Genomic DNA, 25,943 nt, shown 5'->3' with positions numbered 1-25,943 from the left:
TGCCGTTCTAGCCCTCGAAATCGCGGATCACCCGCAAGAACTGATCGCCGAAGGTCGAAAGCTTGGTCGCGCCGACGCCGTGAACCTCGGACATTTCCGTCCGGTTCGCCGGCCGGCGCCGTGCCATGTCGAGGAGCGTCCGGTCGGCGAACACGACATAGGCCGGCGCGTTCATGTCGCGCGCCAGCGCCGCGCGCTCGCGCTTCAACGCCTCGAACAGCCGCGTCTCGACCGCGTCGAGCCCGGCGGCGGTGATCTTCTCGCGCTGCTCGGCGCGCCGCCCGCGCTTTTCCGTCCGCGCCTCGACGACGTCGCGCCGGAACGTCACGCTGCGCTGGCCCTTCATGACCGCGACGCCATCCTCGGTCAGGATCCAGCGGCCATGGTTGGCCATGTCGACGTCGGCGAGCCCGGCGGCGAGGATCTGGCGGAAGATCGCCCGCCACTGCACCTTGGTGAACTCGGTGCCGCAGCCGAAGGTCTTGAGTTTGTCGTGGCCGAAGCGGACGACCTGATCCGTCGTCTCGCCGGTCAGGACCGCGATCAGATGCACCTCGCCGAAGCGCTGGTCGGTGCGCACCATGGCGGAGAGCGCCTTTTGCGCCGGGATCGTGCCGTCGAAGGTCTCGATCCCGTCGACGCAGACGTCGCAATTGCCGCAAGCCGGGCTTTTGTCCTCGCCGAAATAGGAAAGCAGAACTTGTCGCCGGCAGCGCGGCGCCTCGGCGAGCGCCACCAGCCCGTTGAGCCGCTGCCGCTCGATGCGCTTCTGCTCCTCGGAGGCCTCGCTCTCGTCGATCTGGCGGCGGCGCAACAGGATGTCGTCGGTGCCGTAAAGGGTCAGGGTATCCGCCGGCAATCCGTCGCGCCCCGCGCGCCCGATCTCCTGATAATAGGCCTCGATCGACTTCGGCAGGCTCGCATGGGCGACGAAGCGGACGTCCGGCTTGTCGATGCCCATGCCGAAGGCCACCGTCGCGACCATGACGACGCCGTCCTCCTGCAGGAACACGTCCTGCCGGCGCGACCGCTCCGCCGCCTCGAGCCCGGCGTGATAGGCGAGCGCGTGGAAGCCGGCGCCTGAGAAAGCGTCCGCCAGTTCCTCGGTCTGCTTGCGCGACGAGCAATAGACGACGCCGCTTTCGCCGCGATGGCTGTCGAGGAAGTCGGTCAGCTGCCGCTTCGGATTGGCCTTCGGCCGGATCGCGATGCGGATGTTCGGCCGGTCGAACCCGTGCACGAACACGGTCGGCTGGCGCACGAACAACCGCTCGCGGATCTCCTCGCGCGTCGCCTCGTCGGCGGTGGCGGTGAGCGCCAGGATCTGCGGCTGGCCGAGCCGCTCGGCGAAGGCGCCGATGTCGCGGTATTCGGGGCGGAAGTCGTGGCCCCATTGCGAGATGCAATGCGCTTCGTCGACCGCTATGGTGCCGACGCCGGCGCGCGCCAGCATGTCCTGCGTCTCCGGCCGCGCCAGGCGCTCCGGCGCAATGTAGAGCAGCCGGAGCCGGCCCGTCCTGAGGTCGGCGAGCGTCTCGCGCACCTCGTCCGGTTCGGCCGAGGAGTTGAGCGCGCCGGCCGCGACGCCGTTGGCGCGCAGCTGTGCGACCTGATTGCGCATCAAGGCGATCAGCGGCGAGACGACCACCGTCAGGTTCTCGCGCACGATCGCCGGCAGCTGGTAGCACATCGACTTGCCGGCCCCGGTCGGCATGACCGCCAGCACGTCGCGCCCCTCGAGCACGGCCGCGACGATCTCGTCCTGACCCGGTCGGAAATCGGTATAGCCGAACACCTCATGCAGCACGTCGCGCGCGCGGGAGAGGTCGAGACGGCTGGCGACGGAGAGGGGCAAGGAGAGGCCTCGGGATTCGGGGAGCGGTCGAGCGGTAACGGGCAGGGCGAGGGGCGTCAATGGCGGGTTGGCGTCTACGGGGGGCCGGAAGCCGAGGCGGCATCGAACCGCTCCATGGCCCGAAGCCTCTCCATTGCCGAGCCAGGGCTTGACCCCGGCAATGAAAAAGGAACGGGTCTCACCCCGGCTTCGTCACGCGCCTGAGCGTGAGATTGATCCGCCCCGGCGTGCCGAGCAGCGTCGAGGTGCCGCCGAGAATCCGGTCGACGCCATGGAAGGCGAGCCGCGAGGCGCCGCCGAGCACCAGTACGTCGCCGGACCGGAGTTCGAAAGACCTGATCGGATCGGTCCGCGCCGTGCCGCCGACCCGGAACTTCGCGGTATCGCCGAGCGAGATCGACACGACCGGGGCGTCGAGATCGGCCTCGTCGCGGTCCTGATGCAAGCCCATCTTGGCATCGGGAGAGTAAAAGTTGACGAGGCATGCCTCCGGCGGATGCGGATAGCCGGAGAATTCCTCCCAGATCGCCAGCACAGAGGCCGGGATCGGCGGCCAAGGCTTGCCCGTCGCGGGATGCGTCGCCTGATAGCGATAGCCGGCGCGGTCGGAGACCCAGCCGAGCGGTCCGAGATTGGTCATGCGCACCGAGAAGGGTTTCCCCGTGCGCGGCATCTCGGGCGTGAAGAACGGCGCGACCTTCTGCGCGGCCCGAAGTTCGGCGACGAGCGCTTCCTGCGCCGGCCTGTCCAGATGGTCGGGCGCGACGACGAGGCCGGGGAATGCGTCGGGATGAAGCCGGCCGGGCGGCCGATCGAGCATCATGTTCTGCCTGTCCTCGTGCCCCATCCACATCATGCCGCGCTGGTGCGAGTGCACGACGGCGCGCGGCGAACCTTGAAGATTGGGACAGCATTCTCGCCGGGCAAGTCTATTTCTGCACGCGGACCGGCCGAAGCTCCTCCCGCCGTGATCACCCGCCTTGCGGCCGGAAACCGCCCCACATATATACCCGGCGACAGATGAATTCGGCCCGGAATGCGGGCGCGAATCGTCGATGTGTGACAATACTCGCCCCACAGACTTCGAGTTGGGGACCGCCGATGCGCGTCGGGGACGCGCGTTCCTTGCGGATGCCGTCAGGGTCCGGGCGGTCTGCCGGAAAGAGAGGAAGACATGGGTAAGGTGATCGGTATCGACCTCGGCACGACCAATTCGTGCGTTGCGGTCATGGACGGCAAGAACACCAAGGTCATCGAGAACGCCGAGGGCGCGCGCACGACCCCCTCGATCGTCGCCTTCACCGACGACGGCGAGCGCCTCGTCGGCGTCGCGGCCAAGCGCCAGGCGGTGACCAATCCGGAGCGCACCTTCTTCGCGGTCAAGCGCCTGATCGGCCGCCGCTATGACGACCCGATGGTCGAGAAGGACAAGAAGCTCGTTCCCTACAAGATCGTGAAGGGCGGCAACGGCGACGCTTGGGTCGAGTCCGACGGCAAGCAGTATTCGCCCTCGCAGATTTCCGCCTTCACGCTGATCAAGATGAAGGAGACGGCCGAAGCCTTCCTCGGCACGACCGTGACCCAGGCGGTGATCACCGTCCCGGCCTACTTCAACGACGCCCAGCGTCAGGCGACCAAGGATGCCGGCAAGATCGCCGGCCTCGAGGTGCTGCGCATCATCAACGAGCCGACCGCAGCTGCGCTCGCCTACGGCCTCGACAAGAAGTCGGCCGGCACGATCGCGGTCTACGACCTCGGCGGCGGCACCTTCGACGTCTCGATCCTCGAGATCGGCGACGGCGTGTTCGAGGTGAAGTCGACCAACGGCGATACGTTCCTCGGCGGCGAGGACTTCGACATGCGGCTGGTCGGCTATCTGGCCGACGAGTTCAAGAAGGAGCAGGGCATCGACCTGCGCAACGACAAGCTCGCCCTCCAGCGGCTCAAGGAAGCCGCCGAGAAGGCCAAGATCGAGCTGTCGTCGGCGACGCAGACCGAGATCAACCTGCCGTTCATCACCATGGACGCCTCGGGTCCGAAGCATCTGACCATGAAGCTGACCCGTGCCAAGTTCGAGGCGCTGGTCGACGACCTCGTCCAGAAGACCATCGAGCCCTGCAAGGCGGCCCTCAAGGACGCCGGCCTGACCGCCGGTCAGATCGACGAGGTCGTTCTCGTCGGCGGCATGACCCGCATGCCGAAGGTCCAGGAGATCGTGAAGACCTTCTTCGGCCGCGAGCCGCACAAGGGCGTGAACCCGGACGAGGTCGTGGCGATCGGCGCCGCGATCCAGGGCGGCGTGCTGCAGGGCGACGTCAAGGACGTCCTGCTGCTCGACGTGACCCCGCTGTCGCTCGGCATCGAGACGCTCGGCGGCGTGTTCACGCGTCTGATCGACCGCAACACGACGATCCCGACCAAGAAGTCCCAGGTGTTCTCGACCGCCGAGGACAGCCAGACCGCGGTCACGATCCGCGTGTTCCAGGGCGAGCGCGAGATGGCGGCGGACAACAAGGTCCTCGGCCAGTTCGATCTCGTCGGCATCCCGCCGGCGCCGCGCGGCGTGCCGCAGATCGAAGTCACCTTCGACATCGACGCCAACGGCATCGTCAACGTGTCGGCGAAGGACAAGGGCACCGGCAAGGAGCAGCAGATCCGCATCCAGGCCTCGGGTGGTCTCTCGGACGCCGACATCGACAAGATGGTCAAGGACGCCGAGGCTCATGCCGCCGAGGACAAGAAGCGGCGCGAGATGGTCGAGGCCAAGAACCACGCCGAGGCGCTGGTCCATTCGGCCGAGAAGGCGCTGAAGGACTATGGCGACAAGGTCTCCGGCGCCGACAAGTCGGTGATCGAGGCCGCGATCGCGGACACCAAGACGACGCTCGCCGGCGAGGATCCGGAGGCGATCAAGGCCGCCGCCAACAAGCTCGCCGAGGCGCAGATGAAGCTCGGCGAGGCCATGTACCGCGACGGCCAGGCCGGTGAGGCCGGTGCCGGCGAGGCCAAGAAGGACGACGTCGTCGACGCCGACTTCGAAGAGGTCAAGGACGACCACGGCAAGAAGGCGTCCTGACGCCTTCACGAGCGGGCGCCCGCGCAAAGCGGGCGCCCGTGCCGCATCCGTGATACCAGGTTTCACCCGGTGCGGGACCGCGCCGGGTGATCTCGCAAGTGAGACGATTTCACGAGCGAGCCGATCTCGTCAGTGAGACAGGGCCGGCCGGGATCCGAGGCGACGCGCCTGTTGACCGCGCGGCGAAATCGGCCTGATCACGGCGAAAGCACTCCGATTTCTTGTTTCCGCCGAAGGGGGCGAAACGACCGACATGGCCAAGCGCGATTTTTACGACGTTCTCGGGGTCGGCCGCAGCGCCGACGAGAAGGACCTGAAGAGCGCCTTCCGCAAGCTCGCCATGCAGTATCACCCGGATCGCAATCCGGGCGACCACGAGGCCGAGGCCAAGTTCAAGGAAGTCAACGAGGCCTACGAGGCGCTGAAGGACCCGCAGAAGCGCGCGGCCTACGATCGCTTCGGCCATGCCGCCTTCGAGAACGGCGGGGGCGGCGCCGGCGGCCCGGGCTTCAACGGCGATTTCGCCCAGACCATGTCCGACATCTTCGAGAGCTTCTTCGGCGGCGAGATGGGCGGACGGCGCGGCGGCGGGGGCGGCCGCGAGCGCGGTGCCGATCTCCGCTACAATATGGAGATCACGCTCGAGGAGGCCTTCGCCGGCAAGCAGGTCGAGATCCGCGTCCCGACCTCGATCACCTGCGACGCCTGCTCGGGCTCGGGCGCGAAGCCCGGCACCGCACCGCAGACCTGCCGCACCTGCGGCGGCCAGGGCCGGGTCCGCGCCATGCAGGGCTTCTTCACCATCGAGCGCACCTGCCCGACCTGCCAGGGCCGCGGCCAGACCATCGCCGATCCGTGCCAGAAGTGCGCCGGCTCCGGCCGCACCACGATCGAGAAGACGCTGACCGTCAACATCCCGGCCGGCATCGAGGACGGCACGCGCATCCGCCTCGCCGGCGAAGGCGAGGCCGGCCTGCGCGGCGGTCCGTCGGGCGATCTCTACATCTTCATCGGCCTGAAGCCGCACGCCTTCTTCCAGCGCGACGGCGCCGATGTGTTCTGCCGCGTGCCGGTGTCGATGACGACCGCCGCGCTCGGCGGTCAGTTCGAGGTGCCGACGCTCGACGGCGAGAAGACCAAGGTCAAGGTTCCGGAGGGAACCCAGACCGGCAAGCAGTTCCGCATCAAGGGCAAGGGCATGCCGGTGATGCGCGCCAACACCTTCGGCGACATGTATATCCAGGTCGTCGTCGAGACCCCGCTCAACCTGACGCGGCGGCAGAGGGAGCTGCTCGAGGAATTCGAGCGCAGCTCGTCCGGCGACAATCATCCGGAGAGTGCCGGCTTCTTTGCCAAGGTTAAGGATTTCTTCGACAATCTCGGCGGCTGACCGGACCGGCTGTCGCATTTGCGACCTGGCGACAGGCGACAACGTAGGAAGCGTGGTTGCTAAGCGCTTGATCGATCCGGGAATTGCATCTGCGCCCGGCCTGCGACGGACATGTCGCATGCCGCCGATTTCATCGGGTGGCGTCTTGTGCTCGGCCGCGGGTGGCGCCATGTTCTCGGCGACCGCGACATCGGGGCAGGCCGGGTCGGCCCGCCGACGATCGCGAGAAGAACAACCGACCGGAGGTGAGCGGATGGGACATCCGAGGCTCAAGGAGACGACCGCGGTGCTGAAGCACAAGGTCCTCGACGAGTTCAGGTTCTTCCGCACCTGGCTGGACAAGCCGCTGACCACCGGCGCCGTCGCGCCCTCGAGCCCGGCGCTCGCCAAGCTGATGGCGAGCTACATCGACCCGTCGCTTCCCGGCTCGGTCGTCGAGCTCGGCCCCGGCACCGGTGTGGTCACGACCGCGATCATCGAACGCGTTGCGCCGTCGCGCGTGGTGTCGATCGAGTACAATCCCGAATTCTGCACGCTGCTGCGCCGCCGCTTCCCGGCGGTGACCTTCGTGCAGGGTGACGCCTACGGTCTCAGCCGCACGCTCGGCGATGCGGCCGAGACGCCGCTCGCCGCCGTCGTGTCGAGCCTGCCGCTGTTCACGCGGCCGCTGCCGGAGCGCGTGCGGCTGCTGGAAGAGGCCTTCGACCTGCTCGCCCCAGGCGCGCCGTTCATCCAGTTCTCCTATGCGCTCGTGCCGCCGGTGCCGCCCGAGGCGGGCCGGTTCGAGCTGGAGCGCTCCGGCTGGATCGTCATGAATCTGCCGCCGGCACGGGTCTGGGTCTATCGCCGTCCCTGATCGCGCCCGGCCCTGATCGCGCCCGGCCCTGATCGCGCCCGGCCCTGATCGCGCCCCGGCCCTGATCGCGCCCGGCGCGGATCCGTTCAAGGACCTGACGTGCAGGCGCGGTAATGTCGAGCCGACAAGGCGCGATTCGCGCCCGCGAATCGCGCGCCCGGTACGAGACAGTCCGATGCCTTCCGATCTTGCCGCCGACAGCGCCGCGTCCGTCCAGACGGGCGGTTCCGCCCGCCCGGCACGCGTGCACTACGTGACGCATCCGCAGGTCGCGATCGATCCGGCCGTGCCTGTGCCGCGCTGGGGCCTCAGCGAACTCGGCCGTGAGCGGACCCGCCGTGCCGCCGGCTGCCGCTGGGCGAGCCGCGCGGGGCGCATCTTCGCATCCGAGGAGGTCAAGGCGATCGAGACCGCCGCGCTGATCGCCGAGCCGCTGGGACTGGCGATCGAGATCCGTCGCCGCATGCACGAGAACGACCGCTCGGCGACCGGCTTCCTGCCGCCACCGCTGTTCGAGGCGACCGCCGACCGGTTCTTTGCCGCGCCGGACCTCAGCATCGACGGCTGGGAGCGCGCGATCGATGCGCAGGCGCGCATCGTCGCCGCGGTCACGGCCGCCATCGACGAGGAACCCGGCGACGGCGACCTGATCTTCATCGGCCATGGCGCGGTCGGAACGCTGCTCTTCTGCAAGCTCGCCGGCCTGCCGATCGACCGCCGCCACGACCAGCCGGCCGGCGGCGGCAACCGCTTCGCCTTCGAACGCGCGAGCGGCCGGATTTTGCACGGCTGGGTGCCGTTCGACCACGACGACTGAGGGCGTCCGGCTGAACGCATGACGCAACGGCGCCCCTTGCCGGCCACGCGTCGGTCGCTCATATCGCCCGAGATTGAACGTTTGTCCGAGGAGAACACCGCATGGCCAATCCGCGCATTCTCGTCTTCGCCGGCTCGATCCGTGCGGGTTCGCTCAACCAGAAGCTCGCGATGGCGGTGGTGAAGGAGCTGGCGCTGCTCGATGCGGCGGTGATGCATGTCTCGCTCGCCGACTATCCGATGCCGATCTACGACGGCGACCTCGAGGCCCAGTCCGGCCCGCCGGAGAATGCGCAGAAGCTGCAGCGCCTGATGGGCGAGCACCACGGCATCTTCATCGCGAGCCCGGAGTACAATGCCGGCGTCACGCCGCTGCTCAAGAACACCATCGACTGGGTCAGCCGCTGCAAGGTGCCGCCGAACCCCTACAAGGATCGTGTCTTCGCGATCGGCGGCGCGTCGCCGGGCGGCCTCGGCGCCTATCGCGGCCTGATGATGCTGCGCCAGTCGCTGACGCTCGGCCTCGGCGCGACCGTGCTGCCCGAGCAGATCGCGGTGTCGCGGGCGAGCGACGCCTTCGGCGATAACGGCGCGCTGAAGGACGAGACGCAGGCAAAGCAGCTGCGCAGCCTGCTCGCCCGTCTGCTCGACGAGGCGAGCCGCTACGCCCGCTGAAGCGGCCCTTGCGGCGCCTCGGGCAAAGGTCGATCGGCGCGGCGCAATCATGCATGGCGCGGGGCTATAGCAAGGCCCGATCGGAGTGATTCACTCCGATCGGAAAAGGCTTGCGTTTACAGTAGGCTAGAGCGGCATCCGATCCAATCTGATCGGATGCCGCTCTAGGAAAGGCTTGTGCGCCGCGCCGCGCCGGTCCATGGACTGGGCCACGTTTCACCCGCCCCGCCCGAGCCGAGGAGCCCGCCATCATGTCCGCGCCGACGACCGCCGCCACGTCCTTCGCCCCCAACGATCCGCGCGACCGGCTGATCCTGGCCCTGGACGTGCCGACGGTGGCGGAAGCGGAGGCGATCGTCGAGGCGACGCGCGGCAGCGTCGGCGTGTACAAGATCGGCCACCAGCTCGTATTCTCCGGCGGCCTCGGCCTCGCCGAGCGCCTGCTGAAGGCGGGTGAGAAAGTGTTTCTCGACGTCAAGCTGCTCGACATCGACAACACGGTCGCCCATGGCATCGAATCGATCGCCGCGCTCGGACCGACCTTCGTGACGCTGCATGCCTATCCGAAGGCGATGCGCGCCGCCGTCGCGGCCAAGCGCAAGGTCGGCGGCTCGCTGACCCTGCTCGGCGTCACCGTGCTGACCTCGATGGACGATGCCGATCTCGCCGAAGCCGGTTATGCGGGAACCGTGAAGGGCCTGGTCGCGACCCGCGCGGCGCAGGCGCGCGCCGCCGGCATGGACGGGCTCGTCTGTTCGCCCGAGGAGGCCGGTGCACTGCGCGCCATCGTCGGTCCCGACATGCTGCTGGTGACGCCGGGCGTGCGCCCGGCCGGCGCCGCGGCCGGCGACCAGAAGCGGGTGATGACACCGGAAGCGGCGATCCGCGGCGGCTCGGACCTGCTGGTCGTCGGCCGCCCGATCCTCGCGGCCACCGACCGCCGTGCGGCGGCGGATGCGATCGTCGCCGAGATCGAGGCCGGGCTGAAGGCGCGCTGATGCGGCTCCACAGGGCGCGACCTGGGGCCAGCCGGCCGGCACCTTTGCTCGCGGTTGCCTTGGCCGCGCCCGCGTTGGCGCTTGTCATCTTTCTCGGCTAGCGTGCGCCCCCAACAAAGGAGCAGTGCATGCCCAAGGCCTATTGGATCGCCCGCGTCGACATCACAGATCCCGACGCCTACAAGGAATATCTCGCCCGCAACAGCGTCGCCTTCGCCAAGTACGGCGCCCGCTTCATCGTGCGCGGCGGCCCGTTCGAGACGGTGCGCGGCGAGGCGCGCCAGCGCAACATCGTGATCGAGTTCGCCGATCTCGCCACCGCCAGGGCCTGCGCCGAGAGCCCGGAATATGCCGAGGCCGCGCTCTGGCGCGACAAGGGCGCGATCGTCGATCTGATCTTGATCGAGGGCTACGATGGCGTCCAGCCGGGCGCCTGAGCCCGCGGCATCGCGGCCGCGGGCCTCCGCCCCGGGCCTGCGGCGAGCGGGGCGGTCGCCATCCTCGCCGCCTGGAACGCGGCCGCCATCGTGCCGCGCGTCGGGCCCCGCCGCTCCGGCGGCCGGACCTGCGAGGGGCGGGGCGGAAATCCGGGGCGAAACGCCTTGCAGCACGGCGTTTTTCCCCGCACGCCCCTTGCACCGCGTTCCCCATACGATAAGTTTCTTCGTCCCGGTCCCCGGACGACCGTGACCCGGAGCGTTGCTGTTTCGCCCGACAGGCGCGAGACGCTTTCGACGGTCCGGATCATGCTCAGGTCGAACGGGATCGCCCACCCGACCGGCGTGCCGGTTCCTGCGCAGCCCCTTGCGCAAGAGCCCCGGCCGCGCCTCAGAGAGTGTTCGGAACCCCCATGAAAGTCACAGTCGAGCGGGCGCACCTCCTGAAGTCGCTGAACCATGTGCATCGCGTGGTCGAGCGCCGCAACACGATCCCGATCCTGTCGAACGTCCTCCTGCGCAGCGAGGGCGGCGAACTGAAGCTGAAGGCGACCGACCTCGATCTCGAGATCACCGAGACGGTGCCGGCCATGGTGAGCGAGCCGGGCGCGACCACGGTCCCCGCCCACATGCTCTACGAGATCGTCCGCAAGCTGCCCGACGGCGCGGAGATCGAGCTCGCCACGCGCTCGGACGGCGCGACGCTGGATCTGAAGGCCGGTCGCTCGAAGTTCGCGCTGCAGATGCTGCCGGAATCGGACTTCCCCGATCTCACCGCCGGCACCTTCACCCACCATTTCCAGCTGCCGGCCGCCGACCTGAAGCGCCTGATCGACCGTACCCAGTTCGCGATCTCCACCGAGGAGACGCGCTACTATCTGAACGGCATCTTCTTCCACACGGTCGAGAAGGAAGGCGCGCTGAAGTTCCGCGCCGTGGCGACCGACGGCCACCGCCTCGCCCAGGCCGAGGTCGAGGCACCGCACGGCTCGGAGGGCATGCCGGGCATCATCGTGCCGCGCAAGACGGTCGGCGAGATCCAGAAGCTGGTCGAGGATCCGGACGCGAAGATCTCGGTCGAACTGTCCGACACCAAGATCCGTATCACCTTCGGCGCGGTCGTGCTGACCTCGAAGCTGATCGACGGCACCTTCCCGGACTACGGCCGCGTGATCCCGCAGGGCAACGACAAGGAGCTCAAGGTCGATCGCGGCGAATTCGCCGCGGCCGTCGACCGCGTCTCGACCATCTCGTCGGAACGCGGCCGCGCCGTGAAGCTGACCGTCGGCGAGGGCCGGCTGGTGCTCTCGGTGGTCAACCCCGATTCGGGCTCCGCGACCGAGGAGGTCGGCGTCGAGTACGACAGCGATCCGCTCGATATCGGCTTCAACAGCCGTTACCTGCTCGATATCGCCGGCCAGCTCGAGACCGACACGGCGGTGTTCCGCCTCGCCGATCCGGGCTCGCCGACGCTGATCTACGACTACGACCAGCGCAACGCGCTCTATGTGCTGATGCCGATGCGGGTGTGACCCGGATCGATGCTTCGGAAAACAGGAAGGCCGGGGATGCGCCGCATCCCCGGCCTTCCTGCGTCATGGAACCGGTACGAGCGCCGTTTACCCCTCGACCGGCTGGAACGATGCGCCGAGACCTTCCATCAGGCCGGTGAAGGTCGGGAAGCTGGTCGCGATCGTCGCGGCGTCGTCGACCGTGATCGCGGTATCGGCGGTGAAGCCGAGGATCAGGAACGACATGGCGATGCGGTGGTCGAGATGGGTCGGCACCACGCCGCCGCCGATCTTGCGCGCCGGGCCGCGGACCAGCAGCGAGGTCTCGCCCTCGACCACGTCGACGCCGTTGATCGTCAGCCCATGCGCGACCGCCGAGAGCCGGTCGCTCTCCTTGACGCGCAGTTCCTCCAGGCCCTCCATCAGCGTCTCGCCCTCGGCATGCGCCGCGGCGACCGACAGGATCGGGTACTCGTCGATCATCGACGGCGCCCGTTCGGCCGGCACGCGCACGCCCTTGAGCCGGCTCGACTTGACCCGAATGTCGCCGATCGTCTCGCCGCCCGACAGGCGCTGGTTCTCGATCGTCAGGTCCGCGCCCATTTCGAGGAGCGTGGTGATGAGCCCGGTGCGCAGCGGGTTGAGCAGCACGTTCTCGACCGTCACGTCGCTGTCCGGCACGATCAGCGCCGCGACGATCGGGAAGGCGGCCGAGGACGGATCGCCCGGCACGATGATGGTCTGCGGCTTGAACTCCGGCCGGCCCTGCAGGCGGATGATTCGCTCGCCGGCGCCGCCGACGCTGGTCTCGATCGCGGCACCGAAGCCTTCCAGCATGCGCTCGGTGTGATCGCGGGTCGCGACCGGCTCGATCACGGTGGTAACGCCCGGCGCGTTGAGGCCGCAGAGCAGCACCGCGCTCTTCACCTGCGCCGACGGCACCGGCACCCGATAGGTGATCGGGATCAGCGTGTCCGGGCCCTTGATGGTGAGCGGGATGCGGTCGCCCTTCCGCGCGATCACCGAGACGCCCATCTGACGGAGCGGGTCGAGCACGCGGCCCATCGGCCGGCGCGACAGCGAGGCGTCGCCGACGAAGGTCGCCGCGATCGCGTGGCCGCCGACGAGGCCCATGGTAAGCCGCGAGCCGGTGCCGGCATTGCCGAAATCGAGCACCGCTTCGGGCTCCAGGAGCCCGCCGACGCCGAGGCCGCTGACCCGCCAGAGGCCTTCGCCGTCGCGCGTGACCGTCGCGCCGAGCGCGCGCATGGCGGCGGCCGTGCCGAGCACATCCTCGCCCTCGAGCAGCCCTTCGATCCGGGTTTCGCCGATCGTCACCGCGCCGAACATCAGCGAGCGGTGCGAGATCGACTTGTCGCCCGGCACGCGGATGCGGCCTTTGAGGCCGGCGCGGCCGGACGAACGGACCGAGGCGAGGGGGGCTTTCGCGGCCGAATGGGACATGGGGGCGCGGCTCGTTTCTCGCTGGTGGTCGATATCCGAAGGAGCATCCGTCGGATCGATCGGACCACGAAGGGGAAGGTCGGTGATGCGCGGTCCGGTGCGACCCGGCTCCGCGCGCGAAGCCCCGAAAGGGCTTGCGCGCGCCCTCTAGCACGCTCGCGCGCACGCGTCATCTCGCGGCGCACACCGGCGCGGTCGACCCGCGCGCGGACCCGCGACCGCCTGCCCGAGCATTGACACGGGTGCGCGACGACAAGCGTTGTCGACGCGGCACCTTGAAGCGATCTCCCGGGGACCCGCGAAATCTCGCGGGATTTCTGCGGCCGAATCGGCAACATTGATGTTTGACGGGGCGCCCTCTTCGGACTAGAGGGGAGGCCCGTTTTCTTCAGATGCGACGAGAGGCGATCCGTGGCGAAACCCGAGCTCGGCACCAAGCGGCTCTGCCCGAACTGCGGCACCAAATATTACGACCTGAACCGTGACCCGATCCTGTGCCCCAAGTGCGGCACGGCGTTCACGGCCGCGGCGGTGTCCATGCGCTCCAAGCCGGCTCCGGTCGAGGAGGAAGAGGAGGCCGAGGCCGACGAGGCGATGCCGGTCGACTTCGTCAGCCTTGAGGAGGCCGATGCCGAGCAGGAAGGCGCGGAAGCCGTGCCGGACATCGAGGACGAGGAGATCGAGGATATCGGCGACGACCTCGGCGACACCTTCCTCGAGGAGGAAGAAGACGACGGCGACATCGAGGGTATCGATATCGACGTCGCCGGCGAGGACGAGGAGCGCTGAGCGTTTGGCGGCGCGCCTCTTGCGCGCGTCGCCGGCCGGCTTCCGCCGTGTCGAGCCGATCGAAGCCTCGAACGGTTTGCCGGCGAAATCCACAGGCGATTTGCACACGAAGACGCCGCCCCGATCGGGCGGCGTTTTTTGTTTGGTCGGTGCGATCACCGGCTGCCGCGAGGCCGGGAAATGGCGGCATTCGGCCGGCTTCCGTATTCCGCCCCGAGTGGCCGGTGAGCGCCGCGATCTCCCCGGCAGTCCCATGCGGCTCGGCCGGAGCGCCGGCCTCTTCACCGCGGCGGTGGAGGATCGCGTTTTTTCCTCTTGATCGCGGCCCGGCTTTCCCCTAAACGTCGCGCCCATCGGTCGGGCACCCCAAACCCGACGGCACGTGGGGCCATAGCTCAGTTGGGAGAGCGCTTGAATGGCATTCAAGAGGTCAGGGGTTCGACTCCCCTTGGCTCCACCAATCTTCTCTTCAAAAGCCGCGGAGTTCCGCGGCTTTTTGATTTTTGGGCTGACTTTCTCCCACCATTTCTCCCACCACCTCGTCGCACTCAGTGCGAATCGCTCGGCACGGGCGCGTCGGAAGTCGGTGTTATGGCGCCGAGCAGGTCCTGTAGCTCGATCCAGCCGATCAGGTCGGCGCGACTCTAACTCGTTTCGGTGACAGCAGTTCGAATCGAACACGGTGCCCCAAGGCAAATCGCTTGCCGGGTTGATTCCATCTCCAATACCGTGGCGACCATAGCTGCGCCGGAGCGTCGCGGGATTGATCTGGACGAAAGGGACGCGGTGTGACCAGAAAATTCGCTGAATATTGCGTGTCAACCGATGATGCCAGTTCCCTGGAGGAGATCGATGCCGAACATTTTGGAAAATCTTGTCAATCGGCGAGCAATCTTGACCCCGGATCGGCGTCGAACTTTGACCCCCTGGTTTCGCGCAGTTGGGCGCTTCCGATCGAATGTCGAAGCTTCGCTGTGAGCATGTCGTCGGTGTCGTGACGGAGGGAGGGCGTAGCCCGACCGGAGGCACTATACCGACGACGGCGCCGATCTCAGGCCCGGTGTTTGAAGCGCCAGCTGTCGTTGCCGGTCTCGACGATGTCGCAGTGATGGGTGAGGCGGTCGAGCAGCGCCGTAGTCATCTTGGCGTCGCCGAACACCGACGGCCATTCGCCGAAGGCGAGGTTGGTCGTGACCACGATCGAGGTGCGCTCGTAGAGCCGGCTGATCAGGTGGAACAGCAACTGACCGCCGGATTGGGCGAAGGGCAGGTAGCCCAACTCGTCGAGGACGACGAAGCCGAGGCGGCAGAGCCAGTCGGCCATTCGCCCCTGTCGGCCGGCACGGGTCTCGGCCTCGAGCTTGTTCACGAGGTCGACGACGTTGAAGTACCGCCCCCGCATGCCGGCTCGGATGCAGGCCCGTGCGATGGCGATGGCCAGGTGGGTCTTGCCCGTGCCGGTACCGCCGATCAGCACGACGTTGCGCTGCTGGCCGATGAAGCCGCCGGCGGCGAGGTCTCTGACCAGGTTCTCGTTGATCGGCGTGCCGTCGAAGGCGAACTCGTCGATGTCCTTGGCGAGCGGCAGCTTGGCCACGCCCATCTGGTAACGGATGGAGCGGGCCTGCTTCTCGGCGATCTCGGCGGTGAGCATCGCCGCGACGATGCGCTGTGGGTCGTGGTTGCGCTTCAGGGCCGCCGCTACGATCTCGTCGTAGGCCGCCTTCATGCCGAACAGCTTCAGCTCGGTCATCGTGCTCAGGATCTTGGTGCGGTCCATCAGCCGGCCCTCCGCAGGTCGTCGTACCGCGCGCAGTCGGCAATCGGCTCGAACCGCAGCTTCAACGCATCCGGGGTCAGGATGCCGACCGGGATCGGCGCGGGCCGCCGTCGCGCCAGGATGTTCAGCACCACGTCGGCGGAGTGCACGCCTTCGCCGAGCGCCTCGGCGCAGGCCGCCTCGACCGCACCCAGTCCGTCGTCGAGCACCGCGGCGAGGATCTCCACCATCTGCCGGTCGCCGTCGTTGGAGCCGGCGAGCTTGCGGCGCACCCGATCCATCGCGCCCGGCAGAACCCAGTCCTGAACGGGGCGCCGTTGCGCAGGGCTCCCGGCTTGCGGGCGAGCACCGGCACGTAGTGCCAGGGATCGTAGATCGTCTCGCCGCGACCGAAGGAGCGAGGATGCTCGGCGACCACTCGGCCGTCCTGACGAACGACGATCCGATCGGCATAGGCCCGGATCTCCACCGGCCGGCCGACCGCGCTCGCCGATACGGAGTATTTGTTGTTGTCGAACCGCACGAGGCAGGTCTTCGATACCGACGCCGTCACCGCGTGGAACCCGTCGAAGGGGCCGCGATACGGCACCAGCGACGCCCGCTCGGCTTCGAACGCTTCCCATATCGTCCGGTCGGGGAACTCCGGGTTCCGATGCGCCTTGGCGTAGGCGATGCACCGGTCGAGCAGCAGGGTGTTCAACTCGTCGAAGGACCGAACCCGCAGGCGCGGGGTGAAGAACCGCTCGCGGACCAGCCCGACCTGGTTCTCGACCTGCCCCTTCTCCCAGCCCGAAGCCGGCGTGCAGGCGACCGGCTCGACGAGGTAATGCCCCGCCATCTGCAGGAAGCGCCGATTGTAGGCCCGCTCCTTGCCGACGAAGATCGTCTCCACCGCGGTCTTCATGTTGTCGTAGATGCCGCGCGTGCAGGTGCCCCGGAAGAAGGCGAAGGCCCGGTCGTGGGCATCGAACACCATCTCCTGGCTCTCGCGCGGATAGGCACGGACGAACATCATTCGGCTGTGGCAGAGCCGGACGTGCGCCACCTTCACCGTCATCGGCAGGCCGTTCATCAGGACGACCTCGTGGCTCCAGTCGAACTGGTACGCCTCGCCCGGCGCGAAGGAGAGCGGCACGTAGGCGTCGACCTTCGCCGCCGACGTCTCCAACGCCCAGGCCCGCGCGTAGCGACGAACGGCGTCGTAGCCGCCTTCGTAACCCCGGCCGCGCAACTCCTCGAACAGTCGAACCAGCGTCAGCCGCTCACGCGCAGATGCTGCCGCGTTCGCCGCGAGCAGCCCGTCCAACTCGGTCTTCCACGGTCCGAGCTTCGGTAGCGGCTGGTTCCCGCGACTGTAGGAGAAGATCGTTTCACCGGAACGCAGCACCTTCCGGACCGTGTTCCGGGCAACATGCAGTTCGCGGGCGATCTCCTTGATCGAACGACCTCGAACGAAGAACTCGCGGCGTATCCGCGCAATCGTATCCACTGACTTCATCCCCCGACCGCCGCCCTCCACGAAAGGAACGGCAGTCTGCTCGCGGTGGCGGTAAGGGGGTCAAAATTGGACGCCGATCACCCCTCGTAGGGGGTCAAAGTTCCACGCCGAAACACACATGGGGCGGGGTTCCGACAAGGGCTGGGACTGGTTCCGGATGGCCGACGTCTGCACCGATCGGCTCGTCTTCGGTCACTCGGACATCGATCCGCAAAGCCCGAACCTGATCCTCGACAACGAGAAGAAAATGTTCCTGGTCTCGTGCGCGATCGACAAGGGCTTCGGGGCGAACAGCCAGCAGTCGATCGACGAACTGATCGCGATCTCGAAGACTACTCGGTACAAGCTCACACAGTAATGCGGGGCCTATTGGCGGCCGTCGCCGGTGCGTCATTGCGTCGGAACACGCGTCGGCGACGCTTCGCAGCGAGTTCGGCTCAGCAGCGTTGATCCCCGAGGGCACCGAGCCAGCTTTAGGCTGCTTTCCGGGTAAAGCTCCACAGGGCGGTAGCACGTCCATTGCCGAGCGGCGAAATCGCTTCCGCTGGTAGCGATCGTGTAACGACCTCGTGGCCCCACAGCAGTGTATACTGTGTGCGGAGACGCGCGCCGGAGCCCCCTCACGATCGTCTCTCAATCGTACCCGCTTGCGATAGGAGCATGAAGTGAGCGAGAGAGCGACGGAGATCATGCGACTTGCTGAGGACGTCCGCGCGGACCTACGTGAAGTTATTGCTCTCCAAGATGCGTCGCTATAAATCCTTGCTCGCATCGAACGGGATAATGACGTCTGGATCCGGGAGCGGGACCTGCGCCGTTCGCAGCGGAACTCTAAGCGTGAGGCTTGACCGCTCGGTGCGGCGATGTGCACCCGGGTGCACACGGGCTCCGCCGTTGCTCGTGTCCTGCTTGGCAAACTGCCGGGTTTTGAGGGGTTAGCGGAAAATTGACGCCAGGACCGGCGACCCGGTGCTTGGACGTCATTCAAATGTCCTGGCCGCACAAGCCGTTTAAAGGGCCGGCCGAGTTGACGACGCACGGCCGGCCACCTTGCTAGACGACGGCTCTCCTGGCCTCTGTACACCGCTCGATCAGCTGCTCCAGCATTCTGGCTTCGTCTTTGACGGAAGGAACGTCGTCCGGCCTCGTACCCGGCGGCACCGGGCCTCTCAAATCAGCTTCGGCCATCGCGAGGCAATACGCCGTAAAGCCCATGTGCTCCTGGATCGCCTCGTCTTTCAGGTAAGAGACCATTGCCGCGATGGCCGCCTTGCGCTCGTGGCTCATGACACGGCCCCCTCGATCTCGAGTTCAGGCGTCGACCGCAGCACGGAACGGTGGTCGCCGCGCAGATCACGAAGCATCGTGAGCGTCCGGCGGTCGAACTTGGCAGCGACCGCCACAACTGACGCGCTCCCGACGGTCCGTGGGATGCCCAGCGGTTCCACCAAGAAATGGAGCTGCACCAGCCGAAGCAGCCAGATTGGGTCCATTTCGATGATCATCCGGTCGACACCGGTGTCCATCCCCCACTCGACGATTGCTGACAACAGCATGTTCGCTGCGGGGCTGAGCCCGCGCCCACCGCCACGGAACGGCTTGCGCACGCTGTAGCGCGTCCATTCCCAGATGTGGTCGCCGACCGGCCGCTCCACTTCACACAGTTCGGGCAGCACGTGCGAGAGCAGGTGCGGCCGAGTCGTCGGCAGCATCCTCTGATAACCGACGACCTCGCCGTCTCGCCGGTAGATCATGTGCAGGGCGTGTTCGTCGTCGAACTGGTCGATCTCGCGACGGTCCGGTTTGGCGAGATCGGTCCACCCCATCTCTTCGACGAACACGGTGTGGCGGAGTCGATACGCCTGGTCCATCTCGTCGGCGTACCGACCCACTTCGGTACCTTTGATGATCTCGATCATGATTTCGCTCCCCGCGCTGGATCGCGCAGGGTGATTCTCTGTTTGCTGTCGGGGGATCGGCAGTATCGGTTTCGATACCTTGACGCGTCAGCGAATAATTGCCTGCCGAAGTGCAAGCGCAACAGCATGGGTGCGATTCATCGCGCCCAGCTTCGATCTCGCATTGTGGAAGTGCTTGCGCACCGCGGCCTCCGATACGCTCAGGATCACCGATATTTCCCAATCGGTCTTTCCAACGGACGCCCAGCTAAGTACTTCGGCCTCCCGGCGCGTTAGTCGAGTGGAGGCCAATGCTTGATTGCGGCGGATTTCGAGCACGCGGCCGGCTGCAAAATTGGCAATCAGCGTGAACACGCCCGACGCCTCGGGCGAGTCATCCACGTGACGCCCAGCAAAGGAAAAACCCACCGGGCGACCATCGAGCGACATCATCGGCACTGTTACGCCTTCCGCCAGACCGTGCTCTCGGGCCTCGTCCATCAGCGCCAGATCATCACTGGTGTCTTCGACCCCGATCGTTCGCCATGAGAACGCAGGAACCTGACGCAACACTCGCCGGATTGTTGGATCGCGCCGCAGCAGTCCGCGCCTGAAGTAGGCGTCCCCCCACTCTCGCGGCCACTCCCCTAGTAGGATGTGCCGAGCCTGAGCAGCCACGGATAAGGTCGGAGAGGGAATCACGCCGGCGACGACGTATTGGACGCCGAGTGCCGACGTTTCGCGTCTCACTCTGTCGGTAACTTCTGCTGCCGTGTTTGCGGCTTGGATGCCTTGCACGAACGCGAACGTTCTTTCGAGCGGGATCCGAGACATCGGCGCCCTCCGCTGCTTCAACGACAGGCTACCGACTAACGACCTATATGCAATAGGGTTGAGGGAAATTGGAGGCACCGCATTATTGGTGCACTCGTTCCGTTTGCAGTATGTTCGGATTATGCAACCGAACGAAAACTTGGTTGTAGAACATTTGAGAACAAGATGTGGCTGAGACGATGAACGAAGAAATCGATCCTCTGGCAGATGCCAAAGAAATTTGCGGCCAAATTGCGCGCTTGCGTGAAGGGGCTAGCCATCAACCGTCCATGGTCATGGCCGCCTATCTGCTCGACATGGCCCTGATTGAGGCCACTGCACAGGCGCTTCGAACCCGTTGCCGGTCCTGCCAAGCGGCCCAATCCATCGCTTGCGCCATCTGAGGAGCACTGTGCTGACCTGGTGCACCCGGGTGCACGCCTGATCGACCCCGCCGACGGCCATAGGGCGCAAGGCTCTCAACTTCTGCCCGATGCTTCCGCAAAGCGCTTCGTTATCTTCGCCACCGTCGCTCTGCTGCATCCGGTTGCCGCCTGGATTTTGCTCCAGCTGGCGCCGCCTTTCAGCATCGCTGCAATTCCGTCGTTTCTGACGACGTTCTCGGCCCGGCCTCGGTAGCGCCCCTCGGCCTTCGCCCGCGCCTGCCCTTGCGCTTGGCGGCGACGCCGGTCCTCGTAATCCTTGCGTGCGACGGCCGGTAAGACGTCCAGCATCATGGCATTTAGCGCACCGAACATCCGCGCTGTGCAATTGTCCGCCGGCGACGCGCGCATCCATGAGGTCGGCAAATCGAGTGTGATCACGCGCAACTGTCGCGCGTCAAGGTCGGATTGAAGCTTCTGTCAGTCGACCGAGGTCAGCCGCGGCAGGCGATCGACCTGCTCGATGAGAAGAACGTCGCCTGGTTGGCTGTCGGCGAGGAAGAGGAAGAGTTCAGGGCCTGCACGCTTCGCTCCGCTCTCGTTCTCAACGTGCCAGCCGACTACCGGCAGGCCGTGCTCCGCGGCGAATGCGATCCTGCGAGCTTTGCGTCGAACGAGTTCGCTCACGGTGCCTCGCTTCCACTACGACCTCCGGCGATGCGCATCGCAAAGATTGCGCCCGGTTGCACCACACTATCGTTCAGCTCTCGTCGAAGATCGTGGATTGGGCCACGAGGGAGCCGCTTCGTTCGAAAGATGGGCCGCTGCTTTCACAAGCTGCTCCTCTTCCGGTAGAAAATGGCGGTCCTTCGCCCGATTCTGTCGGGTTGCCCAATCCTTGATGGGTTCGCTCGCTCGGGAGGCTGAAGTGAAGATCACCGCCAAGCAGATCGCCGACTGGGCCGATGGCAAAGACGCGCAGGCCGCGCTGCCTCGTTATGTTCGCCGTCTAATTCACGACGTCGGAAGTGTCACGCAAGTGGCAATGCCGGCGGGTGACCTGACGAGCCAACCGGGGTGGGATGGTGCACTGGTGAGCGCCGCCGGAAACGCTTGGGTCCCTGAAGGGCGATCCTTCTGGGAACTGAGCTGTGAAGCTCAGATTACCCACAAGGCCAACACCGACTACGACAAACGAACCCGAGAGACTCCTCAGAACATTCGCCGCGCAAGCGTCTACGTGGCCGTCACCGGACGCGTCTGGCCCGGTAGGGCGAAATGGGTGGCCGAAAAGCTCGGCGCAGGCGAATGGGCTGATGTTCGCGCCTACGATGCGGGTACGATTGAAGAATGGCTGGAAAACACTCCCGCGGTGAAGCTCGAGTTCGGTGACGAGATTGGACTGACGGGACACGGCGTTGAGGATCTCGGACGACATTGGCGTGGCTGGGCCAGTCAGACCGAGCCGCAGATCACTCCTGAGGCGCTCTTCGTCGGCAGAGAGGCGGAGCGGGACCGTTTGCTAGATGCGACCCGGAAGATCCTGGATGCGGGTGGGAGCGGTCTCATTCGGATCAGAGCCGACAGCGTCGAAGAAGCAGCTGCATTCGCTGCGGCCTCGTTGGCGTCTCAACCGGACTCGGCAGCCGGGGCGTTGGTCGTGAATGAGGCCGCGGGGTGGCGCTTCGTCGACCAGAACTCTTCTCTAAAGATCGCCATCGCGGCTCGTCCGGACGCGGCGGGGAAGCCGACCGTGCGGCCCGGAACAGTGGTGATCGTACCCTATGCCTCGGGCGATATGGAGGGGATGTCGCGGGGGGGAGCTGAGGGTGAGCTCGCTGCTATGATCGCGCTGGAGCGCCCGGACGTTAGGGAATTCGAAACGGCATTGTCATCGATCGGTCTCGACGAGAGTGATGCCAAACGCTTGGCCTCGGCCACGGGGCGCTCTTGGTCGGTATACCGCCGAAGGAGGTCGACCAACCCTGCCATCCGCCGTCCTCTGTGGCTCGATGCCCCGCAGGCGGCGGCGTTGTCGACGGTCTGCCTCTTGGGAAGTTGGGTCGCAGGGAAGCCCGGGGATCGTGCAATCGTCGCGGAACTCGCCGGCCGGCCTTACGAGCAAGTCGAAGCGGATCTGCGGCATCTCGCGCAGACGGATGACGCGCCGATCTTGGTCATTGGCGAGGTCTGGAAAGCAAAGTCCCCGCTCGAACTGCTGGATCTGTTCGGGGCGCGTATCACCCGGAACGAACTCGATCGCTTTTTCCAACTCGCATTGCGCGTGCTCTCGTCCCCCGATCCGGAACTCGAGTTGCCGGACGATCAGCGATATGCGGCGCAGATCTACGGTAAGGTTCGAGCGGAGTCCGGCCTACTGATCCGAGCGATCTGCGATACGCTGATCAAACTTGCGGTCCGTGGCCCGAGCATCGCCGCATTGGCAGCCGGTGACATCGAGGGGCGCGTCGAGCGCCTCGTGACCGACCTGTTATCTGACGCTACTGGTGAGCGGTGGCTCGCGCTCTCATCTCAATTGCCGGATCTGGCCGAAGCGGCCCCTATGGCTTTCATCCGCGGCATCGAGAGGAGCCTCGCCGAAGCCAATGCTCCCGTTTTGCGTCTGCTTACGGAGACCGGGGCGTCGAGCCTCATCGGCCGCTGCTGGCATGCCGGTTTGTTGTGGGCGCTGGAGCGTATCGCATGGGCTCCCGAACGGTTTACTCGCGTAGCGCTGCTGCTGGCGCGGTTGTCGCGGACGGAGATCAAAGGGAACTGGTCGAACTCGCCTCGGTCCACGCTGGCCGGCTTGTTTCGGTCTTGGCTCCCCCAGACGGCTGCGAATCTCGAACAGCGAATAGCGGCGCTCGACGCACTGATAGGTGTGGCACCGGATGTGGCGTCCGACCTTTTGCTAAAGCTTGTCGACACTCGACTTGACGTTGCCTCTGCCTCCAACCGCCCCGAATGGCGCGACGACGACGCGGGCGTGGGACGCGGCGTGTCGGGTGAGGAAAGGGATGCGATGCTGGTCGCGGTGGCCGATCGCGTGGTGTCGTCCGCTACGGGACACCCAGACCGATTGGTGAAGCTCATCGAAAAGATCGATGTCTTCGACCAGGCTCGGATCGCAGCTGTCCTCGCACTCTTTGACGACTTCGCGAAGCGGGAGACCAACGACGACGATCGGGAAAAGTTACGCGCTGCCCTCCGCCAGCGGATTCACAAGCAGTTCAACTATGGACAACTCAAGGGAGTCGCCCTGGCAAGACGTTTGGCGCGATTGGAATCGCTATACGAGCAACTCACGCCGCGCGATCCGGTTTCACGAAGCGCTTGGCTGTTCGCCGACCCATGGCCACAAATTCCGGTCCGCGTGCGAGAGATAGATCATCTCAAGCGCAATGAATGGATCGACCGCGCGAGACTCGATGCCCTTCGCGAAATTCATGAAGCGGAAGGATGGGACGGCATTGATAGGCTGGTGACCATCTGTAGTGGGAGGGGCAATGTCGGGGCGACGTTGACCAAACTCGCCCTTCGAGAGGAAGAGATCGCCGACTGGATCGTGCGCAGCGGGGCGGCCTTCGACGAACAATCCCTTCAAATCGGTGAGGTTCGGGGAGCACTGTGCATGTGCCCGACGGATCAGGCACTACGCCTCGTGAAACAAGTTCTCGCCACAGCAGATCGGGAGGGATGGACCGCCAAGAAGGTCGCGCACTTTCTGACGCTGGCCGAGGCGCGGACTGAACTGCTGGCACTGGTCGAGCAGCTCGGCACGGAGGTCGAGGACGCTTATTGGCGCTGCTGCCATCCGCGTCTCTGGAGAAGCGACACAGCCGAATGGCACGACCATGTCGTCCGGCGTCTCCTGAACGCGGGACGGCCGAAGACTGCCTTTCTGGTCTGCCAGTACGAATTGGAAAAGGTCGGTCCGAGCTTGATCGCAGAGATGCTCGAAGGACTGGTTTCCGGCGTTGAAGCGGACGGGGTCCTTCCGGACTTATATTCGATCGGAGTAGCACTCGACCGCATCGAAGAGTCGGGCCGTATCGAGCGCGACCGGTTGGTCCGCCTGGAGTTCGCACTCATTCGTCCGCTCGGCCTCGACGCGCAACGCCATGCTAGGACCTTCTTCGAAGCGATCATGAGCGATCCAAAGCTTTTCACTGAATTGATCTGTCTCGTTTATAGATCGACCGGAGCAGAGCCGGACGAACCATCGAGCGAGGAGGCCGAAGCCGCTGCAGCGATCGCTTGGAGCGCACTGCATAGTTGCCAGCGGTCGCCCGGTACGATGCCTGATGGCCGCATCGATCCGGAATCGTGCGTCCGGTTCGTCGACGATGCCAGAGCGCTTTGCGGCGAAGCTGGTCGATTAAGGTCTTGCGACAGCTCGCTTGGTCAGATCTTGGCGCACATCCCCCCGGATGAACAGGGGAGCTGGCCGCCGCGCTTCTTGTGCGACCTGTTGGACCGTCCAGAGCTCGAGGAAATGCGAGACGGATTTTCGATCGGGATCATGAACAAGCGAGGCGTCGTTCGGCGCTCGCTCGATGAAGGCGGTACTCAGGAACGAGAGCTGGCGTCACGCTACCGAGAGTTCGCTCGCCCCTTGGCCGGGACACACGTGCGCGTCTTCGACTTGCTCGAAAAATTAGCATCGCACTACGAAAAGGACGGCTTGCGAGAGGACTTGGATAGGAGGCTTCGGCGGGAAGGGCGTTAGCTAGTGTATGGCCCGTTCTGGGCTCCCGGAGCTTTGACCAGCGTTGGTTCTGCATCTCGCGTCTCGATCAAAAGGGTATGCCCTATCGCGAGTCCTTGAGTGATAGCCTCAGGGTCCTAGGACGCTATCAATAGAGCCTTGAATTGAGTTTTGATCGGTTCTAACTTGATCTCCAGATCCTATTGATAGATTTTTGGGAAGCGCAATGGGCAAGCGGTTCGGTTATGGGCGGGTGAGCACCACCGATCAGGACCTGAGTATTCAGGCCGAGGCCCTGGAGAGGGCGGGATGCATCGCCAGCTTCCTCGAAACGAAGAGCGGCACCACGACCGAAGGGCGGGAGGAACTGCGCCGGGTGCTCTCGATCCTCGGCGAGGGCGACGAACTCGTCGTGGTCCGTCTCGATCGCCTCGCTCGCTCTGTCGCCGATCTCGCCGACATCGTCCGTCAGATGGAAAAGAAGGGTGCGTCGCTCCGGTGCATCGAACAGCCGGTGGACACCGGTTCCGCCGCCGGCCGCGCCTTTGTCGGCATGCTCGCCGTCTTCGCCGAATTCGAGACTGGCCTTCGTCGCGAGCGCCAGATGGAAGGCATCGCCAAGGCGAAACGGAATGGCAAGTATAAGGGGCGGCGTCGGCTTTCGGTGGCAGATGATGTTGCGCGACTTGCTGCCGATGGACAAGGCCCGACTGCCATAGCGAAGGCTTTAGGCATTGGTGTTGCTACGGTACATAGGCGCTTAGTTGAGATCCGTAGCGTGACGTCTTGACGAGGGGAAAATTAACGATGGTTTTGGATGGCGGAGAGAACTCAAACAGGGAAGCTATTACGCCCAAGTTTGTTGCACCCGGTTGCATTTCCTGGGCGACGTGCGCCTGAGCTAATTCACGATTTTTCCTGCCACACCCAAAGGAGGCATCGATACGCCACTAAAACCTAGCTATGTTGCATGTGGCGTATTGAGGCTAGGCT

Annotated in this window: 23 protein-coding genes, 1 tRNA gene and 1 pseudogene; 15 read left to right on the top strand and 10 right to left on the bottom strand. The window is 65.7% G+C overall.

Annotated features, from left to right (window positions below; translation table 11 throughout):
* Nucleotides 1–7: 7 nt before the first annotated feature.
* Both recQ and ABS361_17485 read right to left on the bottom strand, forming a co-directional pair.
* Entirely contained in the window at nucleotides 8–1,855 is a 1,848-nt protein-coding gene (gene recQ, locus ABS361_17490; GenBank protein XBY43840.1) for a DNA helicase RecQ, read from the bottom strand.
* A gap of 178 nt (nucleotides 1,856–2,033) precedes the next feature.
* Complete coding sequence (locus tag ABS361_17485; GenBank protein XBY46929.1) at nucleotides 2,034–2,675, bottom strand: alpha-ketoglutarate-dependent dioxygenase AlkB; 642 nt, start codon at nucleotides 2,673–2,675, stop codon at nucleotides 2,034–2,036.
* A gap of 354 nt (nucleotides 2,676–3,029) precedes the next feature.
* Between ABS361_17485 and dnaK the strand changes: the two genes are divergently transcribed.
* From dnaK to dnaN, 8 genes are all read left to right on the top strand, one after another.
* Nucleotides 3,030–4,931 carry a molecular chaperone DnaK gene (gene dnaK / locus ABS361_17480; GenBank protein XBY43839.1) on the top strand — a complete coding sequence of 634 codons (1,902 nt, stop codon included), beginning with the start codon at nucleotides 3,030–3,032 and terminating at the stop codon, nucleotides 4,929–4,931.
* A 253-nt stretch (nucleotides 4,932–5,184) separates the two neighbouring features.
* On the top strand, nucleotides 5,185–6,321 hold the full coding sequence (gene dnaJ, locus ABS361_17475; GenBank protein XBY43838.1) for a molecular chaperone DnaJ: 1,137 nt from the start codon (nucleotides 5,185–5,187) through the stop codon (nucleotides 6,319–6,321).
* Nucleotides 6,322–6,574: 253 nt separating this feature from the next.
* Nucleotides 6,575–7,177 (top strand): methyltransferase domain-containing protein, encoded by a 603-nt coding sequence (locus ABS361_17470; GenBank protein ID XBY43837.1) that lies wholly within the window; start codon nucleotides 6,575–6,577, stop codon nucleotides 7,175–7,177.
* 175 nt (nucleotides 7,178–7,352) lie between these two features.
* Nucleotides 7,353–7,994 (top strand): histidine phosphatase family protein, encoded by a 642-nt coding sequence (locus tag ABS361_17465; protein XBY43836.1) that lies wholly within the window; start codon nucleotides 7,353–7,355, stop codon nucleotides 7,992–7,994.
* Nucleotides 7,995–8,095: 101 nt separating this feature from the next.
* The gene (locus ABS361_17460; GenBank protein XBY43835.1) at nucleotides 8,096–8,668 is read left to right on the top strand and encodes an NAD(P)H-dependent oxidoreductase; all 573 of its coding nucleotides are present in this window, start codon (nucleotides 8,096–8,098) and stop codon (nucleotides 8,666–8,668) included.
* Between the two features lie 251 nt (nucleotides 8,669–8,919).
* Nucleotides 8,920–9,666, top strand: coding sequence for an orotidine-5'-phosphate decarboxylase (gene pyrF, locus ABS361_17455; protein XBY43834.1), 747 nt, complete (start codon nucleotides 8,920–8,922; stop codon nucleotides 9,664–9,666).
* Nucleotides 9,667–9,794: 128 nt separating this feature from the next.
* Complete coding sequence (locus ABS361_17450; GenBank protein XBY43833.1) at nucleotides 9,795–10,103, top strand: DUF1330 domain-containing protein; 309 nt, start codon at nucleotides 9,795–9,797, stop codon at nucleotides 10,101–10,103.
* A gap of 413 nt (nucleotides 10,104–10,516) precedes the next feature.
* Nucleotides 10,517–11,635: a DNA polymerase III subunit beta gene (gene dnaN / locus ABS361_17445; protein ID XBY43832.1), complete on the top strand. Its 1,119-nt coding sequence runs from the start codon at nucleotides 10,517–10,519 to the stop codon at nucleotides 11,633–11,635.
* Nucleotides 11,636–11,722: 87 nt separating this feature from the next.
* Here the strand turns inward: dnaN and aroA are convergent, their stop codons facing one another.
* The gene (gene aroA / locus ABS361_17440) at nucleotides 11,723–13,078 is read right to left on the bottom strand and encodes a 3-phosphoshikimate 1-carboxyvinyltransferase (protein ID XBY43831.1); all 1,356 of its coding nucleotides are present in this window, start codon (nucleotides 13,076–13,078) and stop codon (nucleotides 11,723–11,725) included.
* A 411-nt stretch (nucleotides 13,079–13,489) separates the two neighbouring features.
* Here aroA and ABS361_17435 point away from each other — a divergent pair, with 411 nt between their 5' ends.
* The 3 genes from ABS361_17435 (at nucleotide 13,490) to ABS361_17425 (ending at nucleotide 14,327) form a co-directional block, all read left to right on the top strand.
* Nucleotides 13,490–13,867: a TIGR02300 family protein gene (locus tag ABS361_17435; protein ID XBY43830.1), complete on the top strand. Its 378-nt coding sequence runs from the start codon at nucleotides 13,490–13,492 to the stop codon at nucleotides 13,865–13,867.
* Nucleotides 13,868–13,871: 4 nt separating this feature from the next.
* The gene (locus ABS361_17430) at nucleotides 13,872–14,186 is read left to right on the top strand and encodes a hypothetical protein (protein XBY43829.1); all 315 of its coding nucleotides are present in this window, start codon (nucleotides 13,872–13,874) and stop codon (nucleotides 14,184–14,186) included.
* Nucleotides 14,187–14,251: 65 nt separating this feature from the next.
* Nucleotides 14,252–14,327, top strand: a tRNA-Ala gene (locus ABS361_17425).
* A 591-nt stretch (nucleotides 14,328–14,918) separates the two neighbouring features.
* Here ABS361_17425 and istB read toward each other — a convergent pair.
* Nucleotides 14,919–15,647 (bottom strand): IS21-like element helper ATPase IstB, encoded by a 729-nt coding sequence (istB, locus tag ABS361_17420; protein XBY43828.1) that lies wholly within the window; start codon nucleotides 15,645–15,647, stop codon nucleotides 14,919–14,921.
* A pseudogene (istA, locus tag ABS361_17415) lies at nucleotides 15,647–17,145 on the bottom strand (IS21 family transposase). Before istA ends, istB begins: the two are co-directional and overlap by 1 nt.
* A 118-nt stretch (nucleotides 17,146–17,263) precedes the next feature.
* Between istA and ABS361_17410 the strand changes: the two are divergent.
* Complete coding sequence (locus tag ABS361_17410; GenBank protein XBY43827.1) at nucleotides 17,264–17,503, top strand: hypothetical protein; 240 nt, start codon at nucleotides 17,264–17,266, stop codon at nucleotides 17,501–17,503.
* Between the two features lie 695 nt (nucleotides 17,504–18,198).
* Here ABS361_17410 and ABS361_17405 read toward each other — a convergent pair.
* The 3 genes from ABS361_17405 to ABS361_17395 form a co-directional block, all read right to left on the bottom strand.
* Complete coding sequence (locus ABS361_17405) at nucleotides 18,199–18,432, bottom strand: hypothetical protein (GenBank protein XBY43826.1); 234 nt, start codon at nucleotides 18,430–18,432, stop codon at nucleotides 18,199–18,201.
* Nucleotides 18,429–19,064 (bottom strand): acyl-homoserine-lactone synthase, encoded by a 636-nt coding sequence (locus ABS361_17400; protein ID XBY43825.1) that lies wholly within the window; start codon nucleotides 19,062–19,064, stop codon nucleotides 18,429–18,431. Before ABS361_17400 ends, ABS361_17405 begins: the two co-directional genes overlap by 4 nt.
* 87 nt (nucleotides 19,065–19,151) lie before the next feature.
* Nucleotides 19,152–19,877 (bottom strand): LuxR family transcriptional regulator, encoded by a 726-nt coding sequence (locus tag ABS361_17395; GenBank protein ID XBY43824.1) that lies wholly within the window; start codon nucleotides 19,875–19,877, stop codon nucleotides 19,152–19,154.
* Nucleotides 19,878–20,044: 167 nt separating this feature from the next.
* On the opposite strand from ABS361_17395, the gene ABS361_17390 reads away from it, so the two are divergent.
* On the top strand, nucleotides 20,045–20,260 hold the full coding sequence (locus ABS361_17390; GenBank protein ID XBY43823.1) for a hypothetical protein: 216 nt from the start codon (nucleotides 20,045–20,047) through the stop codon (nucleotides 20,258–20,260).
* A 75-nt stretch (nucleotides 20,261–20,335) separates the two neighbouring features.
* On the opposite strand, the gene ABS361_17385 is transcribed toward ABS361_17390, so the two are convergent.
* On the bottom strand, nucleotides 20,336–20,680 hold the full coding sequence (locus ABS361_17385; GenBank protein ID XBY43822.1) for a helix-turn-helix domain-containing protein: 345 nt from the start codon (nucleotides 20,678–20,680) through the stop codon (nucleotides 20,336–20,338).
* A gap of 39 nt (nucleotides 20,681–20,719) precedes the next feature.
* The gene (locus ABS361_17380) at nucleotides 20,720–20,926 is read right to left on the bottom strand and encodes a recombinase family protein (GenBank protein ID XBY43821.1); all 207 of its coding nucleotides are present in this window, start codon (nucleotides 20,924–20,926) and stop codon (nucleotides 20,720–20,722) included.
* Nucleotides 20,927–21,167: 241 nt separating this feature from the next.
* Between ABS361_17380 and ABS361_17375 the strand changes: the two genes are divergently transcribed.
* Entirely contained in the window at nucleotides 21,168–24,971 is a 3,804-nt protein-coding gene (locus ABS361_17375) for a hypothetical protein (protein ID XBY43820.1), read from the top strand.
* A gap of 205 nt (nucleotides 24,972–25,176) precedes the next feature.
* The gene (locus tag ABS361_17370) at nucleotides 25,177–25,740 is read left to right on the top strand and encodes a recombinase family protein (protein XBY43819.1); all 564 of its coding nucleotides are present in this window, start codon (nucleotides 25,177–25,179) and stop codon (nucleotides 25,738–25,740) included.
* Nucleotides 25,741–25,943: the final 203 nt, after the last annotated feature.

It is taken from the genome of Ancalomicrobiaceae bacterium S20 (assembly GCA_040269895.1).
Taxonomy (GTDB): Bacteria; Pseudomonadota; Alphaproteobacteria; order Rhizobiales; family Ancalomicrobiaceae; genus Methyloraptor; species Methyloraptor flagellatus.
This window is presented reverse-complemented; position numbering and strand designations above follow the sequence as displayed.

Bases quoted from the DNA above. Each gene is read 5' to 3' on its own strand.
- aroA (XBY43831.1), bottom strand. From the start codon at position 13,078: ATGTCCCATTCGGCCGCGAAAGCCCCCCTCGCCTCGGTCCGTTCGTCC.
- dnaJ (XBY43838.1), top strand. From the start codon at position 5,185: ATGGCCAAGCGCGATTTTTACGACGTTCTCGGGGTCGGCCGCAGCGCC.
- dnaN (XBY43832.1), top strand. From the start codon at position 10,517: ATGAAAGTCACAGTCGAGCGGGCGCACCTCCTGAAGTCGCTGAACCAT.
- istB (XBY43828.1), bottom strand. From the start codon at position 15,647: ATGGACCGCACCAAGATCCTGAGCACGATGACCGAGCTGAAGCTGTTC.
- ABS361_17395 (XBY43824.1), bottom strand. From the start codon at position 19,877: ATGTCTCGGATCCCGCTCGAAAGAACGTTCGCGTTCGTGCAAGGCATC.
- ABS361_17450 (XBY43833.1), top strand. From the start codon at position 9,795: ATGCCCAAGGCCTATTGGATCGCCCGCGTCGACATCACAGATCCCGAC.
- dnaK (XBY43839.1), top strand. From the start codon at position 3,030: ATGGGTAAGGTGATCGGTATCGACCTCGGCACGACCAATTCGTGCGTT.
- ABS361_17410 (XBY43827.1), top strand. From the start codon at position 17,264: ATGGGGCGGGGTTCCGACAAGGGCTGGGACTGGTTCCGGATGGCCGAC.
- pyrF (XBY43834.1), top strand. From the start codon at position 8,920: ATGTCCGCGCCGACGACCGCCGCCACGTCCTTCGCCCCCAACGATCCG.
- ABS361_17370 (XBY43819.1), top strand. From the start codon at position 25,177: ATGGGCAAGCGGTTCGGTTATGGGCGGGTGAGCACCACCGATCAGGAC.
- ABS361_17485 (XBY46929.1), bottom strand. From the start codon at position 2,675: ATGCTCGATCGGCCGCCCGGCCGGCTTCATCCCGACGCATTCCCCGGC.
- ABS361_17465 (XBY43836.1), top strand. From the start codon at position 7,353: ATGCCTTCCGATCTTGCCGCCGACAGCGCCGCGTCCGTCCAGACGGGC.
- ABS361_17400 (XBY43825.1), bottom strand. From the start codon at position 19,064: ATGATCGAGATCATCAAAGGTACCGAAGTGGGTCGGTACGCCGACGAG.
- ABS361_17470 (XBY43837.1), top strand. From the start codon at position 6,575: ATGGGACATCCGAGGCTCAAGGAGACGACCGCGGTGCTGAAGCACAAG.
- ABS361_17460 (XBY43835.1), top strand. From the start codon at position 8,096: ATGGCCAATCCGCGCATTCTCGTCTTCGCCGGCTCGATCCGTGCGGGT.
- ABS361_17405 (XBY43826.1), bottom strand. From the start codon at position 18,432: ATGAGCCACGAGCGCAAGGCGGCCATCGCGGCAATGGTCTCTTACCTG.